This is a genomic window from Halomonas alkaliantarctica (assembly GCF_029854215.1).
GTDB lineage: Bacteria > Pseudomonadota > Gammaproteobacteria > Pseudomonadales > Halomonadaceae > Vreelandella > Vreelandella alkaliantarctica_A.
The window spans coordinates 4043096-4058050 of record NZ_CP122961.1 but is presented as its reverse complement, the minus strand read 5'-3'; the positions used below and the strand labels follow the sequence as shown (position 1 = coordinate 4058050).

At 56.0% G+C, this 14955-nt stretch carries 14 protein-coding genes; 7 read left to right on the top strand and 7 right to left on the bottom strand.

Annotated features, from left to right (window positions below):
* Positions 1-370: 370 nt before the first annotated feature.
* Both QEN58_RS18595 and QEN58_RS18590 read right to left on the bottom strand, forming a co-directional pair.
* A complete protein-coding gene (locus QEN58_RS18595) occupies positions 371-1228 on the bottom strand; it encodes a copper resistance D family protein (RefSeq protein WP_280105074.1) in 858 nt (285 codons plus the stop codon).
* Between the two features lie 51 nt (positions 1229-1279).
* Positions 1280-1651, bottom strand: a complete 372-nt coding sequence (locus QEN58_RS18590; protein ID WP_280105073.1) for a copper resistance CopC family protein — start codon at positions 1649-1651, stop codon at positions 1280-1282.
* A 391-nt stretch (positions 1652-2042) separates the two neighbouring features.
* Between QEN58_RS18590 and QEN58_RS18585 the strand changes: the two genes are divergently transcribed.
* On the top strand, positions 2043-2630 hold the full coding sequence (locus QEN58_RS18585) for a Spy/CpxP family protein refolding chaperone (protein WP_280105072.1): 588 nt from the start codon (positions 2043-2045) through the stop codon (positions 2628-2630).
* Between the two features lie 185 nt (positions 2631-2815).
* Positions 2816-3262, top strand: coding sequence for a DUF411 domain-containing protein (locus QEN58_RS18580; protein WP_280105071.1), 447 nt, complete (start codon positions 2816-2818; stop codon positions 3260-3262).
* Here the strand turns inward: QEN58_RS18580 and QEN58_RS18575 are convergent.
* Together QEN58_RS18575 and QEN58_RS18570 are read right to left on the bottom strand one after the other, a co-directional pair.
* Positions 3243-3848, bottom strand: coding sequence for a nucleotidyltransferase family protein (locus tag QEN58_RS18575; RefSeq protein ID WP_280105070.1), 606 nt, complete (start codon positions 3846-3848; stop codon positions 3243-3245). The genes QEN58_RS18580 and QEN58_RS18575 overlap by 20 nt on opposite strands.
* 22 nt (positions 3849-3870) lie before the next feature.
* On the bottom strand, positions 3871-4887 hold the full coding sequence (locus tag QEN58_RS18570; RefSeq protein ID WP_280105069.1) for an XdhC family protein: 1017 nt from the start codon (positions 4885-4887) through the stop codon (positions 3871-3873).
* A gap of 220 nt (positions 4888-5107) precedes the next feature.
* On the opposite strand from QEN58_RS18570, the gene paoA reads away from it, so the two are divergent.
* Genes paoA through paoC form a run of 3 tightly spaced genes read left to right on the top strand, consistent with a single transcriptional unit; the run spans position 5108 to position 8814 of the window.
* A complete protein-coding gene (gene paoA / locus QEN58_RS18565) occupies positions 5108-5674 on the top strand; it encodes an aldehyde dehydrogenase iron-sulfur subunit PaoA (RefSeq protein WP_280105068.1) in 567 nt (188 codons plus the stop codon).
* Positions 5671-6621: an FAD binding domain-containing protein gene (locus tag QEN58_RS18560; protein ID WP_280105067.1), complete on the top strand. Its 951-nt coding sequence runs from the start codon at positions 5671-5673 to the stop codon at positions 6619-6621. Before paoA ends, QEN58_RS18560 begins: the two co-directional genes overlap by 4 nt.
* A 3-nt stretch (positions 6622-6624) precedes the next feature.
* Positions 6625-8814: an aldehyde oxidoreductase molybdenum-binding subunit PaoC gene (gene paoC, locus QEN58_RS18555; protein ID WP_280105066.1), complete on the top strand. Its 2190-nt coding sequence runs from the start codon at positions 6625-6627 to the stop codon at positions 8812-8814.
* Positions 8815-8833: 19 nt separating this feature from the next.
* Here the strand turns inward: paoC and QEN58_RS18550 are convergent, their stop codons facing one another.
* Positions 8834-9265 carry a PaaI family thioesterase gene (locus QEN58_RS18550; protein ID WP_280105065.1) on the bottom strand — a complete coding sequence of 144 codons (432 nt, stop codon included), beginning with the start codon at positions 9263-9265 and terminating at the stop codon, positions 8834-8836.
* Between the two features lie 85 nt (positions 9266-9350).
* Positions 9351-11537 (bottom strand): malate synthase G, encoded by a 2187-nt coding sequence (locus tag QEN58_RS18545; RefSeq protein ID WP_280105064.1) that lies wholly within the window; start codon positions 11535-11537, stop codon positions 9351-9353.
* A 216-nt stretch (positions 11538-11753) separates the two neighbouring features.
* Here QEN58_RS18545 and QEN58_RS18540 point away from each other — a divergent pair, with 216 nt between their 5' ends.
* The gene (locus tag QEN58_RS18540; protein ID WP_280105063.1) at positions 11754-12737 is read left to right on the top strand and encodes an alpha/beta hydrolase; all 984 of its coding nucleotides are present in this window, start codon (positions 11754-11756) and stop codon (positions 12735-12737) included.
* Positions 12738-12848: 111 nt separating this feature from the next.
* Here the strand turns inward: QEN58_RS18540 and QEN58_RS18535 are convergent, their stop codons facing one another.
* The gene (locus QEN58_RS18535) at positions 12849-14159 is read right to left on the bottom strand and encodes an esterase-like activity of phytase family protein (RefSeq protein WP_280105062.1); all 1311 of its coding nucleotides are present in this window, start codon (positions 14157-14159) and stop codon (positions 12849-12851) included.
* A 206-nt stretch (positions 14160-14365) separates the two neighbouring features.
* Between QEN58_RS18535 and QEN58_RS18530 the strand changes: the two genes are divergently transcribed.
* Positions 14366-14944 (top strand): NADPH-dependent FMN reductase, encoded by a 579-nt coding sequence (locus QEN58_RS18530; protein ID WP_280105061.1) that lies wholly within the window; start codon positions 14366-14368, stop codon positions 14942-14944.
* The last annotated feature ends 11 nt before the right edge of the window (positions 14945-14955 follow it).

The following is a 14955-nucleotide window of genomic DNA, read 5'->3' as shown; positions in this document are numbered from 1 at the left end:
ATATGATCTGCCGCAAAAAAACATTTCAAGCATAATGATGGATACTGACCTTTTGGCAACATACATTTTGTATGCTTTGCCTGTGCAATAAACTCCTTATTGCTCTGAGAAAGGCATTTATATTATGAATACAGACTGTTGCGTCTTTATTAACTCATTTGGGAATTCGTAATCAGCTGATAATCAACTTTTTGTGACTTTTAAAGTTCTGGGAAGGAGGGGCTTTCTTGCGGATCTGGTCGGCGTCCTGATAGCCACGTGACGGGTGTGTATCTCTTGCCGCGGATGGCACCTGCCTAGCCTATCCAGATAGCGTTGCTTATAGCTATTAAGCTGGGTTCTTAACTACCCAAGGCGGTTGTCCTGTCGGTCACCCATTTGGTGATGTCACCCTTGTCAGCACCGCTGTGATCAGCAGGATAACCGCGACCAGCATCATCTCTAGTGCAATACTGCGCTGTAGCCGTCGTGGGGCCGTTGCGTCGCCGCTCTCAAAGGCTGGTACAAGCCGCCACTTGTTCACGGCAGCAAATAGCAGTAGCGCCGCTACAATCAATATCTTGCCGATCAAGAATTGTCCATATGCCGTGGTGAGCAGTGGCATGAAACCGCCCGTCAGCAGGGTGGCCAACGTTACACCCGCCAGCACCAACAAGCCAACTCCGCCCATGGCGAGTTTCCCGAAACGGGACAGAATGCGGGCGGTATTGTCCTGGCTGTGAACCCGTCCCACTAAATGGAACAGCGGCCACAGCGAGGCCACCCAGAATGCCGCCGCCGTCAGGTGAACGATCAGCAAGCCAGACAGAACGAGGCGTGGGGTGTTCACGGTATGTCCCACCTGCACGAATGCCAGCATTACCAGTAATACGCCTACCAGGCTCAAGCTATTGGCTGTTTTCGAGAGTGCTACGTTATTAAGCTGAATCGCCTGGACCAGCAGCAAGCCTGCTACCGCCAATATTAGCCGGTTCCCGGACGCGCCTTCGAACACGATCCCGAGCAGCATGGGGTTGGTTGCAGCCGCTATATTGCCGCCCCCAAGGTACCCAGCTTCTATAGGCCACTGGAACAGAATCAGGATGACCCCCGCGCGGGCAGCAAGGACACCCATGCGGGCGACGCGCCTCCGGTCATGATCAGAGAGTTGGGGAAACGCTAGACGGAACAACACGGCCCCCGTCGCGACTAGGGCGCTAAGGTAAATCCCGGCCGCCACAAGAATCATCGTAACGGTCCATGCATCGATGCTATTTACGGAGCGCCACCAGGTCACGGATCAGGGCTCAACCGAGAAGTTAAAACCATCGGACATCATGTGCCCGTCATCCGATAGGCCGCGCCAGTGCACCTGGTAGTCCCCAGCCGACAGAATTTCATCGGGCTTCACGAAGTATTGTTCGACCTGTTCAGTGCCTGGCTGACCATCAAGAGGAACGGAGCCGTCCGGGCCTGTCACCTCAAACTGGGTGACGCGCATCATGCCACCAAACTCTATGCCAATCGTCGCTGGGGAATTCTGAACGGTGGTGCCATCCTTAGGCAAAGTGTTTGCGCGCCCTTCATGGGCCAGTACTGGGATTGCTAGCGATATCAACAGCGTTGCTAAGATAGCGTGAATGATAGGGAGCGAACTCGTCTTCTTTTGCATACCGTATCCTTATATTTTTTTTCAAGGTTGAATGGATGCCGTTACTTCATCGCGGAAGCGCTAAAACTGATTCGGTTGAGCCTTCAGACATCGTTCATTTGCCCTTTAGCGAACAAGGCGCATGGCGTCTTGCGCTTCTTGGGCGGCGAGGTTTTTGAGCAGCATTTTGATGCGCTCTTCTTCATGGAAGCGAGTCGGTTTTATAACATGCCAACCTGAAACAAGGCTGAAAGAAATGATTTGTGACAACGTTTAAGTATTGTAATCGGTTTCTCCTTTACCTTCGGGCCACCTATAGACTATAGGCTTGTAATGAAAGCTAACTCCGCCTTCTTCCATTTTTAATGGATAAGGCGATGTCTCGACCCGCAACTTGATGAGAGGAAATATCATGGTTAAGCACAAGATGATCTTTGCCATTGGTCTGGTTGCAAGCCTCAGTGTCACAAGCAGTGCCATCTTCGCTCAAGGTATGAACCAGGGCGCCCAAGGCTATGGAAACATGATGGGCGGCCAAGGCGGTATGGGTTCGGGCTTCATGATGGGCAGTCAAGGAGGCATGTATCCCTATATGATGATGGGCAGTCAAGAAGGCATGTACCCAGGAATGATGATGGGAGGGCAAAACGGGATGATGCCTTGCCCAATGATGGGAGGCATGGGGCCTATGTCCAGCATGGTCGGTATACTCAACGAGCAGCAGATGAGTTCCGTGCGTGAGATGCGCCAGGAACACCGTGCGGCCCAACTTGAGCGAATGGGCGAAATGATGAACCTGCGCGACGAGATGATGCAAATCATGCAGACTGAGCGCCCTGAACCAGAGGAAGTAAAGGCGCTGCATGCTCAAATGGCCAACCTTCATGGCGAAATGATGGCTGACAACGTGCGCATGCATAATCAGATGCAGGACTTATTAACCGATGAGCAGCGTGAACAGATGAGGGAACGCATGCCCCGCCCCCAAGGCCCGCAATAAGCCTTGGCGATTGCCTCTTGCTTTATAGAAGTGATGCCATGATGAACGTGGAATGCTTTGCTTTTATGGGGTCAATGGGGTGGTTAGGCTGGTTGATGGTCCTGGCCATGCTTTATTAATTGACTTAGTGATCGCGTCGCTGGTCAAGTACCTCTGCAGTCGTTCACATTAAGGAGTTGAAAATAATGCGACATATGAGCACCAAGCTTTTGCTCTCAGGTTCCATGCTGCTTGGGGCGGTCTCCGCTCAGGCGGCGTTACCGCTAGAGGCAACACTGTATAAAAATCCCCAGTGCGGCTGCTGTGACGGTTATGCGCGCCACCTTGAAGAGCTCGGCGTAGACGTAACGATCATTGATGACGTAGAGCTGGGTGATATTAAGCAGCAGGCGGGCGTGCCCTATGGCCTGGGGTCGTGCCATACCATCGAGATGGGCGAGTATTGGATCGAAGGCCACGTACCGATGGAGGCCGTGCAGGCGCTGTTTGAGCAACAGCCTGACGTTGACGGTATTGGCTTGGCGGGTATGCCCATTGGCACACCTGGTATGCCGGGGCCTCAGGACGAACCCTATAACGTCTATGCGTTTAGCGACCAGCAAGATGAGCCGTTCATGACACTGGCGCCGTGATGCTGTGCCCCTCTGGCGTGTCGATATCGATAAGCGTGCCGTTGTCCTGCACGGCATACTCTCGGTAGTGCGCCGTGTGGCGACGAATAATGTCTTTGGCACCGGCATCGCCGCTTAAAGATTCAAGGGCTGGCCATAGTGAACGTCCGAATATAACCGGATGGCCTGGTTGGCCTTTGAAACAGGGCCTCACGATGGTGTCGTGAGTGGCTAGCTGCTGTAGCGCGAATAGCGTGTCTCGCTGAAGGTAGGGCATATCGCCCAATAAAATCGCCACTGCTTCCACGTTAGAGAGGCGCGGATCATGGCTAAGCGCCGTTACCGCCTCGGCCAGACTTGAACCCAGCCCAAGGCGCGCCTGACGAATGCGAATAAGCGGCGTGCCTTCGGCAAGCCCTAAAAGGTCTGCGTCGTCCTCTTCGCGGATCGCCACGCGCAGCAGAGGAAGCGCTTGCTCTGCGTTGGTAACGCTGACAGCTAACAGCGTGCGTCCATCTTCCAGACGCGCACAGCGCTTGTCGCGCTCGCCAAACCGGCGCGAGTAACCGGCGGCCATGACCAATGCGACAACGTTGCTAGAGCTCATCGAGACAGCTCATTGAAATAGCTCACTGAAATAGCTCATTGATCGTTTTTCCGTGTTGCACCCGCACGATATCCGCCATAACAGCGAGAGCAATCTCAGCTGGAGTCTTGCTTCCCAGTGCCAGGCCAATCGGCATATGCAGGCGGCCGACCTGCTCTTCGGTTAACCCCCCAGAACGAATCAACCGCTCAGCGCGCGCCGCCGATGTGCGTCTTGAACCCATTACGCCGATATAGAAAGCGGGCGTGCATACAGCCTCCATCATAGCTAAATCATCAATACGCGGGTCGTGAGTGAGCGCCACAACCGCCGTGGCGCTATGGCAGGCGCCGGAGGCAATGTAGAGCGAGGGCAGTAACGCTTTGACGGTCACCCCTGGCACTGCAAAGTCTGCGCAGACCGCCTCGTCTGGATCGCAGACGATCACTTCAAACCCCAGCGTGGTGGCAAAGGCGGCACAAGGGGCGGAAATGGGCGAAATGCCGGCAATAATGAGCCGTCTGGCCGGGGCTATCCGCATTTGAACAATATCTTGCCGATCCTGTTCTTGCTCATCGTAGGGTTGAACGTCCAACCGAACCACGCGAGGGCCGAGCGTGGCATCCTCACGGAAGGAGTGCTCGCCCGTGGATAAATTCACGTTACGCATCAAACGGTGATGACCATCCAGGGTAGCCAGCAGGGTGGCCAAGTGCTCCTGCGTGTCAGCAGTCGAGAGCAGCCGCTCAATTAACACTTCTAAAACGCCGCCACAGGGAAGCGCAATATGCGCGCCTTGAGTATCGTCGGGATCACCATAGCGTGTCACTGTTATGGGTCGATCATATTTTCCCTCGCCAAGACGCTTGATAAAGTCATCCTCTACACAGCCACCCGAAAGCGAACCGATGTGCTTACCCTCTTGATTGACGGCCATCCAAGAGCCCGGCGCGCGTGGCGAAGAGCCAAATGTGGCGAGCACGGTACACAGCCAAATCGTTTTCCCTTCCTGCGACCACTTAAGCGCTTGCTCAATCACCTGCCGATCCAAATGCTGCATTTATAACGCTTCCAATAGTTAGCAAACGGCATCCATTGCCTGTTTTGGCGTGGGCATAAAACTTATAGCCTAGCGTAGCAACAGCGTGTACAGAGAATGTAATCGATTTTTTTCAGAACCTTTATGCCCAATCGTCGGGTTGCCCACCTCAATCATGACTATGCTGAAGTCGTGACGACATTCATAAAGCGACAGCAATGAGCAGGGAAGGCACATAGTTATGAACCCACCTAATAGCGCTGAAAAGCGTCGCGAAACCGCGCAGAATGGCGCGGAACGCTCGAACGTCTCTTTAGTGGTCAATGGCGCAAGGCACCAGCTTGAACTGGATAACCGAACGACGCTGCTGGATGCCCTGCGTGAACATTTAAAACTCACTGGCACCAAGAAGGGCTGCGACCACGGACAGTGCGGCGCCTGCACGGTGTCGGTGAATGGCGAACGGATTAACGCCTGCCTGACGCTGGCGGTCATGCATGAAGGCGATGACGTGGCGACTATCGAAGGCTTAGGGGAAGCAGACCACCTTGATCCCATGCAGCAAGCGTTTCTCGATCATGACGCCTTTCAGTGCGGCTACTGCACGCCGGGCCAGATTTGCTCGGCAAAGGCGGTACTCGAGGAGATTCGAGCCGATCTACCCAGCCATGTAACGAAGGATCTCACCGCACCTATTGAAGTGACCGACGCCGAGATTCGCGAGCGGATGTCAGGCAATCTCTGCCGCTGCGGCGCTTACGCCAATATTCTAAAAGCCATTCATCAGGTGGCGGAGGAGCGCGCATGAGAGCCTTCTCCTATGAACGTGTGTCTGATCCCGCTCAGGCGGCCGCCCGTGCCGCCGAAGTGCCTGGCGCCAAATTTATTGCCGGTGGCACCAACCTGCTGGATTTGATGAAGCACGAGATTGAAACCCCGCTGCATCTGATTGATGTAACGGGTACTGGGCTCAACGCCATTACCCCCACCCCTAGCGGCGGTCTGCGTGTAGGGGCGTTGGTGAGTAACAGCGCGCTAGCCGCCGACCACCGAATTCGTCACGATTATGCGGTGCTCAGCCGGGCACTTGTCTCAGGCGCATCGGGCCAGCTTCGCAATAAAGCCACGACCGGCGGCAATCTGCTCCAGCGCACCCGCTGCCCGTATTTTTACGATACCGGCATGCCCTGCAACAAGCGCTCGCCTGGTGCGGGCTGTGCAGCACTCGGCAAAGGCGCCAGCTCGCGTGGGCTGGGCGTTATCGGCACCTCAGAGGCGTGTATCGCCACGCATCCCTCGGACATGGCCGTTGCGCTCAGGGTATTGGATGCCCAAGTGGAAACCGTTACGCCGAGTGGGGAGATGCGACGCACACCGCTTGATGCGTTTTACCAACTGCCCGGTGACACGCCCGAGGTCGAAAACACCCTGGAGGCGGGCGAAATGGTTACCGCCGTTGAGCTCCCCGCGCCTGTCGAAGGCCGCCATGCCTATTTTAAGGTGCGCGACCGAGCCTCTTACGCCTTCGCGCTGGTCTCCGTTGCGCTTATCCAAACGCCGGATGGCAGCGGCCGTGTCGCGCTTGGCGGCGTGGCTCCGAAGCCTTGGCGCCGCGACGATGCAGATGCAGCGCTGCCGCAGGGCGCATCAGCGGTCATGAGCCGATTACTGGATGGCGCCCGCCCGACGCAAGAAAACGCTTATAAGCTTACCCTGGCAGAGCGAACGCTTGCCGCACTGCTGGCTCAGGAGTGACCTATGGACTTTAATCAATCAGCGGAAGATAACCTGTTTGACCGTGCCCGTATTATCGGCAAACCCCATGCGCGAATCGACGGCACGCTTAAGGTGATGGGCGGTGCGCCCTATGCTTACGAGCGTCATGACGTAGCGGCGGATCAACTGGTGGGCTATCCCCTGTGCGCGACCATAGCCAAGGGGCGAATTACCCATATGGATGCATCGGCTGCGCGTGCGGCACCGGGCGTTGTGTCAGTGGTAACGACGCTGGAGATTGAGCCACTTGATCGCTCGAAAAATAACGTTGCCCGGCTGTTCGGTGGCGATAAAATTGCCCACTACCATCAGGCGATCGCGGTAGTGGTGGCGGAGACCCTGGAGCAGGCGCGTAGCGCCGCGGCGTTGATCGATGTCAGCTACCAGCAAGAGCAAGGTGACTTCGATCTTGAGACTGCATGGGAAAAGCTTGATAACACCGGCGAACCGCTTTCAAACGTGGGTGACGTTGACGCGGCGTTTCAAGCTGCGGACTTCACGCTAGATGAAGTCTATCGAACCGCTTCCCAAAGCCACGCCATGATGGAGCCTCACGCGTCGATTGTTGACTGGTCTGATGGCGGCCAGATGACGGTGTGGACGTCGAATCAGATGATCGAAATGAATAAACAGGCGTTGGCGACCTCCTTCAATATCGACCCCGACACGATTCGCGTCGAAAGTCCCTATGTCGGTGGTGGCTTTGGCGGAAAACTGTGGCTACGCGCTGACGCGGTGCTCGCCGCCCTCGGCTCACGCGCCTCCGGGCGGCCGGTCAAGCTGGCCTTGCCTCGCCCGCTGGTGTTCAACAATGCGACTCACCGCTCTGGCACCATTCAGCGACTGCGAATCGCTGCCGATGCCCGGGGCAAGATAACCGCCTTCGATCATGCGGCGGTTTCGCATACCCTGCCCGGTGGCAGCGGTGAGAACCCGGTCAATCAAACCCGCACGTTTTATGCTGGGGAGAGTCGCCGCGTCGCTCATCACCCTATCGACATGGATCTTCCCGAGTCAGCGGATATGCGCGCCCCCGGCGAAGCCTCGGGGCTTGCCGTGCTGGAAATTGCCATGGATGAAATGGCGCAGAAGCTGGGCATGGATCCCGTCGAATTCAGGATACTCAACGATACCCAAGTCGACCCAGAAAATCCTTCTAAGCCCTTTAGCGATCGCCATTATGTTGAGTGTTTACGCCAAGGCGCAGCAGCCTTTGGCTGGGAGGCGCGCAACCGCACGCCTGGGGAAAAACGCGAAGGAGAGTGGTTGATCGGTTACGGTATGGCAGGGGCCTATCGCGGAGCACCCACGCTGGATTCAGGGGCACGCGTACGTTTGCAGGGCGGGCGGCTGATCGTTGAGACCGATATGACCGATATCGGCACTGGCTCCTACACCATTCTTGCTCAGACTGCTGCCGAGACGATGGGGATTGAGCTGGACGCCGTCGAGGTTCGGTTGGGCAACAGTGCCTACCCTATTTCTTCGGGTTCGGGTGGGCAGTTTGGCGCTACTAGCTCAACCGCTGGCGTGTACGCCGCCTGTTTGGCGCTTCAAGAGCAGATAGCCAAGCGCTTGGGAGTTGAAACGGCACGCTTTGAGAACAGCCGCGTGCTGGCCGGGGATATTGATTTGGCGCTTGCCGACGTGGCAGATGGCGAAGAGCTTGTCGCCGAAGACACGATCCACTTTGGCGACTTTAAGGACGACATGCAGATTGGCACCTTTGGGGCGCATTTCATCGAGGTCGGCGTTCATGCATATACCGGCGAAATGCGTGTTCGGCGTATGCTCGCGGTGTGTGATGCGGGCCGCATCTTAAATCCGATCACCGCGCGTAGCCAAGTGCTCGGCGGTATGACGATGGGCGTGGGGGCAGCCTTGTCGGAGGGGCTAACCGTTGACCTTGAGCGGGGTTTCTTTGTTAATCACGACCTTGCCAGTTATGAGGTGGCGGTTCACGCCGATATCCCCCACCAGGAAGTTATTTTTCTGGATACCACGGATGCGGCTTCATCGCCCTTGAAAGCCAAGGGGGTCGGTGAGCTGGGTATCTGCGGCGTGGCGGCGGCTATCGCCAATGCGGTCTATAACGCCACCGGCGTTCGGGTGCGTGAGTACCCCATAACCCTTGATCGGTTCATCGACCAACTCCCTAACGCCGCACCTTGATAGCCTGACGCGGGGTGGCTCACGCTGAAGCGACATCAGGTTTTAGAGGTAATGCATAGCTGGCGGTGACATGCACCACGGGGCGTGTTTCGTCGCTGGCTGAGAATAACTGTACTTCGCCCACCGCTAAGCGACGGCCGAGCTTGATCAGCTTGGCGTGGGCAACAATGTCATGATCACCGGACGCCGCGCGCAGGAAGTGGCAGTTTAAATCGCTGGTCACGGCCATGGGCTCGGGGCCAATTTGCGCCAATATCGCCACATACATTGCCACATCCGCAAAACCCATCATGGTGGGCCCGGAAACACGCGGGCCGGGGCGCAGGTGCTCGTTACCGATCTTCAAGCGCATGGAAGCCGTCATGTCGCCCACGCTCTCTATCTTGCCCATGCGCTGGGGAAACACTTCATCCAGAAAGTTTTCGATTTGCTCGGCAGTCATTACGGTCATTATTGTTGTCCTTTATAAAAAAGCCCCGAGGCGTGAGCCTCAGGGCTGATTACATCATAAAACGAACTTACTATGCCTTATGCACCTATGCCTTATGCACCTTGGCCTTATGCACCTGACGCCACTCGTGCAGCAGCGGCTCGGTGTAGCCGGAAGGCTGTACGCGGCCTTTGAAGATCAGGTCGGAGGCGGCTTTGAAAGCGGTAGAACCTTCAAAATCGGCGCTCATGGCGGTGTAGGTGGGGTCGTCTGCGTTCTGCTCGTCGACTACCTTGGCCATGCGCTTGAGGGTCTCTTCCACTCTTGGAGCATCGACGATGCCGTGGTGTAGCCAGTTGGCAATGTGCTGGCTGGAGATACGCAACGTGGCGCGATCTTCCATCAAGCCTACGTTGTGGATATCCGGCACTTTCGAGCAACCCACGCCGTGCTCAACCCAGCGTACTACGTAGCCGAGAATGCCCTGGCAGTTGTTATCCAACTCCTGCTGCTTCTCTTCATCCGACCAGTTGGCGTTTTCCGCTACCGGCACGGTGAGTAGGTCGTCCAGGTAGTCGGGTTCACCTAACTCTTCCAGCTCGCGCTGAACGTCGGTGACGTTGACCTGATGGTAGTGCAGTGCGTGCAGCGCAGCAGCCGTGGGCGAAGGTACCCAAGCCGTGTTGGCGCCCGCTTTCGGGTGGCCGATTTTCTGCTCCAACATGTTGTGCATCAGGTCAGGCATGGCCCACATGCCTTTGCCGATCTGGGCACGACCGCGCAGACCGCAGGCAAGACCCACTTGCACGTTGCTCTTCTCGTAGGCCTGAATCCAAGCGGCGCTTTTCATATCGCCCTTGCGCACCATGGGGCCCGCTTCCATGGCGGTGTGCATCTCGTCGCCGGTCCGGTCGAGGAAGCCGGTGTTGATAAACGCCACCCGTGAAGCCGCTTCAGCGATACACGCCTTGAGGTTGACGGTAGTGCGGCGCTCTTCGTCCATGATACCCATTTTCAGGGTGTCACGGTTCATGCCCAGAATGTCTTCGACACGACCAAACAGCTCGTTGGCGAAGGCAACTTCTTTTGGGCCGTGCATCTTCGGCTTGACGATATAAACCGAGCCGGTGCGCGAGTTGCGCGGCTGGTCGGCATCTTTCTTAAGGTCGTGCAGCGCGAGCAATGAGGTGACCACTGCATCGAGAATACCTTCCGGTAGCTCGTTGCCTTTTTCATCCAAAATTGCCGGTGTGGTCATTAAGTGACCCACATTACGCACGAACATCAGCGAACGGCCGGGTAGAGTGACGCTGCCGCCATCGGTGGTTTGCCAGGTGCGGTCGGCGTTAAGCTTGCGGGTAAACGTCTTGCCGCCTTTGTCGATCTTCTCTTCGAGATCGCCCTTCATCAGGCCCAGCCAGTTGCTGTAAACACCCACCTTGTCTTCTGAATCCACGGCGGCAACGGAGTCTTCGCAATCCATGATGGCGGTCAGGGCGGCTTCTACCACGACGTCTTTAACGCCTGCCGGGTCGGTTTTACCGATAGAGTCGTTGGGATCGATCTGGATTTCCAGGTGCAGGCCGTTGTTACCCAACAGAATCGCGTCGGGTTTAGCCGCCTCACCGGTAAAACCAATCAGCTTGCCGGAATCCTTAAGACCCGTCTCACGACCACCTTCCAGTGACACCACCAAGTGCTCATCACGAATGGCGTAGTTCACCGCATCACGGTGCGAGCCAGTCGCCAGCGGGGCTGCGCGGTCAAGCACGCCACGGGCGTAGGCGATCACTTTGGCACCACGTTTCGGGTTGAAACTGGTGCCTTTTTCCGCGCCATCCTCTTCGGAAATCGCATCGGTGCCGTACAGGGCGTCGTACAGGCTGCCCCAGCGGGCGTTAGCCGCATTCAGCGCGTAGCGTGCGTTGCTCACCGGTACCACCAGCTGTGGGCCTGCCTGAACGGCTACTTCACGGTCAACGTTGGCAGTGGTCGCTTTGACGTTAGCCGGTGCTTCAGCCAAGTAGTCGACCTCTTTCAGGAAGCGACGGTATCCCGGCATATCGGTGACCGGGCCGGGGTTTTCCCGGTGCCACACGTCAAGTTTCTCTTGCAGCGTGTCGCGCTCTTCCAGCAATTGACGGTTTTTAGGTGTCAAATCATGAAACAGGGCATCCACACCGGCCCAAAAGGCGTTTTCATCAACACCTGTACCCGGTAGCGCCTGCTCATTGATAAAACGATCTAAATCGGCTGCCACTTGTAAACGGTGGCGCGTGATACGCTCGCTCATGGGGTTTCTCCTGTGAGGATGCCCGTGGGGAATGTGTTGACCACGGTCAGAGTAGAATTTATTTATGGAAAATAATTCCACACCTGACCGGGCATGTAAACAGCGTAGACCCTAATGCGGTAAAATGCTCGACCAAATGACTAGGGATTAGGGTTTGGGAGCGCGACCCATCTGTCGCGCCTAGGCCACGGAAAATGGCGCTATGGAGAAACAACGATGCGTGATTTCCAACATCTGGAAGGCTTGTTTCGCCACGCCTCGGGCGATACTGCCCTTAGTCGTCTGATGCCCGGGGAAATATTGGCAGACGCCATGCAAGGCTATTTCCACCACTATGGCTTAGAAGCACTGCTGTTAGATACCAGTGAAGTGCATGCAGGCTTTATCGATACGGGGCGCTTTGCGCTTTGGTGTCAGGTGTGGAGCCCGCCGCAGCCGGTGGGCACTGCCTTTGTGGTACACGGCTATTTCGATCATATGGGGTTATATCGCCATTTGCTTGAACGCCTGCTGGCTAAAGGCTGGCGAGTGGTGCTGTGGGACCTTCCCGGCCACGGCCTCTCCAGCGGGGCGCGGGCGGCAATAGAAGATTTCGCTGATTATCAGCACTGCCTGACCCATTTACAGACCACACTAAAGAGCCAAGGCATGGCACCTATGCCGTGGCTGGGCGTGGGCCAGAGCACCGGTGGGGCGATTCTGGCCACCGATGCGCTCACCCGCCGCGAGGCGTCAGGCTGGTCAGGTTTAGTGCTGCTGGCGCCCCTGGTGCGGCCTTGGGGATGGAGCCAAACCAGTTGGCTGCACTTGATTGCCAGCCCGTTTGTAAAAGAGTTGCCGCGTAAATATCGCCCCAACTCTACCGACGAGCAGTTCACTGAATTCTTGCGTGAGGGTGACCCGCTGCAGCCCGAGCGTTTAAGCGTTGCCTGGGTGAGCGCTATGCGCCGCTGGATGCCTCGCTTACTGGCGCAGGAGCCCAACCCGCTACCTACACTGATTCTCCAGGGCGAGCAGGATCTGACCGTCGATTGGGAGTGGAATTTAGCGATTCTGGCAAAGAAGTTTCCCAGTGCCGAAATTCATCGCCACCCGGAAGCTCGCCACCACTTAGTGAATGAGGCAGATCCCATCCGTGAAGTGCTGTTTGAAGCGCTGGATGGATTTGTAGATGGTTTTGTCGATAATGTTAGTAAATAGTTTTTGTAAAACACATTGGTGAGATAGCTCCCTAAACGTCACGAGCACTGAATAAATTCCGCTACGGATTTATTCAGTGCTTTTACCTTTCTATGTAAACACTTACTTGCCTTACTGGGCGTTCAGGAAGTCCTCTACATCGAGCAGTATTAGCTCATTATCATCGGCGTGGCCTTGCTGGCGACCCATCGAGAAAGGGTAGTTGTTGTCATTGGCGACCACGATGGTGCTCTCATCGACCCGATCCACGTTCTCAATGGTCACAAAGGGGAAATTAAAGGTGCCGTTGATCGTGCCGCGGGGTGCGATGCCGTCTGGATCCTGGATATCCATAAGGTCTATATAGGCGATTTTCTCAAGTACGCCCTGCTCATTTGTGCGGTTGAGATCGACGAGATAGATGCGTTTGAACTCGGCAGGATTGTCTGCCCACTCTTCTCGCGGATCGCCCTGACGGCTATCACGCTCAATGATCAAGCCGCGAGTTCCGCCAATGAGATTGAAATCGCCAATCGCATGATCCGCTGACGCCAACGGGTAGAAGCGGGTTGTGTCGCCCCATTCGCCGTTTTCAGCATGAAGCTCGAACATTCTTAGTACGGGGGTGCCATCAATGGTTTCCGGGGCGTTGGCGGTGCTGTCCCAGATTGGCTTTTCCAATAAGGGGTAAAGGGTGGTTTGGTCTTCGGAGAGTGCCATGCCCTCGTAACCGCCAGAGCGAAACACCCTCACATTATCAGCGAGAGGTGCTCCAGGGTTCGGAGTGAGGGCAAAGGCATTGTCGGGGGAGCGCATCAGCGTTCCACCAGGATTGGTGGCCAGCACTTGCAGCACTTCGCCCTCACTATCTACCTGGATAATCCAAGGCCCGAACTCATCGCCAATCCAGTAGCGATCGCCCACCGGCTGTATCGATTCAATATCGAAATCAGCCCCGGTTAAAAAACGACCAGGAGTGGCTTCATTCATAATCGGGAAGGACACCTTGCGGTTTGGATCCGATAGTTGAACGGTTTCTTCGATGATGACGCGCCCAGTGTCCCAGTCAGTCTTTATGATGTTAAACATCAAAATGACGTCAGAGGAGTTCGCCTTGGAACCAAAGCCGTTATCGGTCAACACCAGATAACGGTCATTGCCAAGTGAGCGAATGCCAGAAAAACCCTGCAGAGGCTGGCTGGGGAAGGGTAGCGCTAAGCCCGTGGCTTGCATGTTCGTATACAGCTGCTCAACGCGGCCCTCTTGGCCAGTAAAACGGCCGGAGACGTTATAGTGCTCAGCGGCTCCGGCAGGGGCGGATACAAAGGTACTGCCGGGTAGCTGGGCATGGCCGGTCAATGTAGCTGGAAAGACCTGCTGGGCGTGTGCCGAACCGGTAAATGCAAAGAGAGTAAGAGCAGCTGTTAATACTGGCTTTATCATCGCTATTTCACCATTTAAGAGGGGGCAGAGCTGTTTCAGCTTTCGCTAATTTTCCTCGGCAATAGTGATAATTGAATGACACTACGTAGACGTTTTAATGGCAGCTAACGACCAGGCTGTTGATCAGGAGAAAAACGCCTTGCTCAACAGGCGTGAATGGTAAATGGTGGGATTATTGACATACGTTATTTAGAGAGGAAGTGGCAATGGGATCAAGCGTCAAAAGGGTGCTGGTATTTGCAGGCAGTGCTCGTGAAGGCTCGCTTAATAAACAGCTTGCTAAGCTTGCTGCTAAGCGCATTGAAGTCTTGGGTGGAAAGGCAACCTTTATCGATTTAAAGGATTACCCCTGCCCACTATTTGATGAGGATATTGAAGCCCAGGGCATGCCGGAGAATGTGCTCAAGCTGCGTGAAATTCTGGCGGATCACCAAGCAGTGATGATCGCCTCGCCGGAGTACAATGGCTTTATCACGCCGCTGCTGAAAAACACGCTGGACTGGCTGTCACGACCCTACCAGGATACGCCGGGGCTCGGGTTATTTGCCGGTAAGTGGGCAGCGCTGGTGGCGGCGTCCCCCGGTGGGCTAGGTGGCATCCGTGCGCTACCGCTTGGTCAGCAACTGTTAGCCAATCTGGGGCTGATCGTGCTGCCACAGCCATTGTCGCTGGCGAAAGCGGGCAGCGCCTTCAACGATAGTGGTGCGTTACATGATGAAACCACGGGGCAAAAGCTGGATGCGCTGTGTCAACGCCTAGTGGATTCACTGGCCGCCACCCGCTAACCGTTCAGTGA

Excerpts from the sequence above, each read along its gene's own strand:
- paoC (WP_280105066.1), top strand. The coding sequence starts at position 6,625 with ATGGACTTTAATCAATCAGCGGAAGATAACCTGTTTGACCGTGCCCGT.
- QEN58_RS18575 (WP_280105070.1), bottom strand. The coding sequence starts at position 3,848 with ATGAGCTCTAGCAACGTTGTCGCATTGGTCATGGCCGCCGGTTACTCG.
- QEN58_RS18545 (WP_280105064.1), bottom strand. The coding sequence starts at position 11,537 with ATGAGCGAGCGTATCACGCGCCACCGTTTACAAGTGGCAGCCGATTTA.
- QEN58_RS18580 (WP_280105071.1), top strand. The coding sequence starts at position 2,816 with ATGCGACATATGAGCACCAAGCTTTTGCTCTCAGGTTCCATGCTGCTT.
- QEN58_RS18530 (WP_280105061.1), top strand. The coding sequence starts at position 14,366 with ATGGGATCAAGCGTCAAAAGGGTGCTGGTATTTGCAGGCAGTGCTCGT.
- QEN58_RS18560 (WP_280105067.1), top strand. The coding sequence starts at position 5,671 with ATGAGAGCCTTCTCCTATGAACGTGTGTCTGATCCCGCTCAGGCGGCC.
- QEN58_RS18590 (WP_280105073.1), bottom strand. The coding sequence starts at position 1,651 with ATGCAAAAGAAGACGAGTTCGCTCCCTATCATTCACGCTATCTTAGCA.
- QEN58_RS18595 (WP_280105074.1), bottom strand. The coding sequence starts at position 1,228 with ATGATTCTTGTGGCGGCCGGGATTTACCTTAGCGCCCTAGTCGCGACG.
- paoA (WP_280105068.1), top strand. The coding sequence starts at position 5,108 with ATGAACCCACCTAATAGCGCTGAAAAGCGTCGCGAAACCGCGCAGAAT.
- QEN58_RS18570 (WP_280105069.1), bottom strand. The coding sequence starts at position 4,887 with ATGCAGCATTTGGATCGGCAGGTGATTGAGCAAGCGCTTAAGTGGTCG.
- QEN58_RS18535 (WP_280105062.1), bottom strand. The coding sequence starts at position 14,159 with ATGATAAAGCCAGTATTAACAGCTGCTCTTACTCTCTTTGCATTTACC.
- QEN58_RS18540 (WP_280105063.1), top strand. The coding sequence starts at position 11,754 with ATGCGTGATTTCCAACATCTGGAAGGCTTGTTTCGCCACGCCTCGGGC.
- QEN58_RS18585 (WP_280105072.1), top strand. The coding sequence starts at position 2,043 with ATGGTTAAGCACAAGATGATCTTTGCCATTGGTCTGGTTGCAAGCCTC.
- QEN58_RS18550 (WP_280105065.1), bottom strand. The coding sequence starts at position 9,265 with ATGACCGTAATGACTGCCGAGCAAATCGAAAACTTTCTGGATGAAGTG.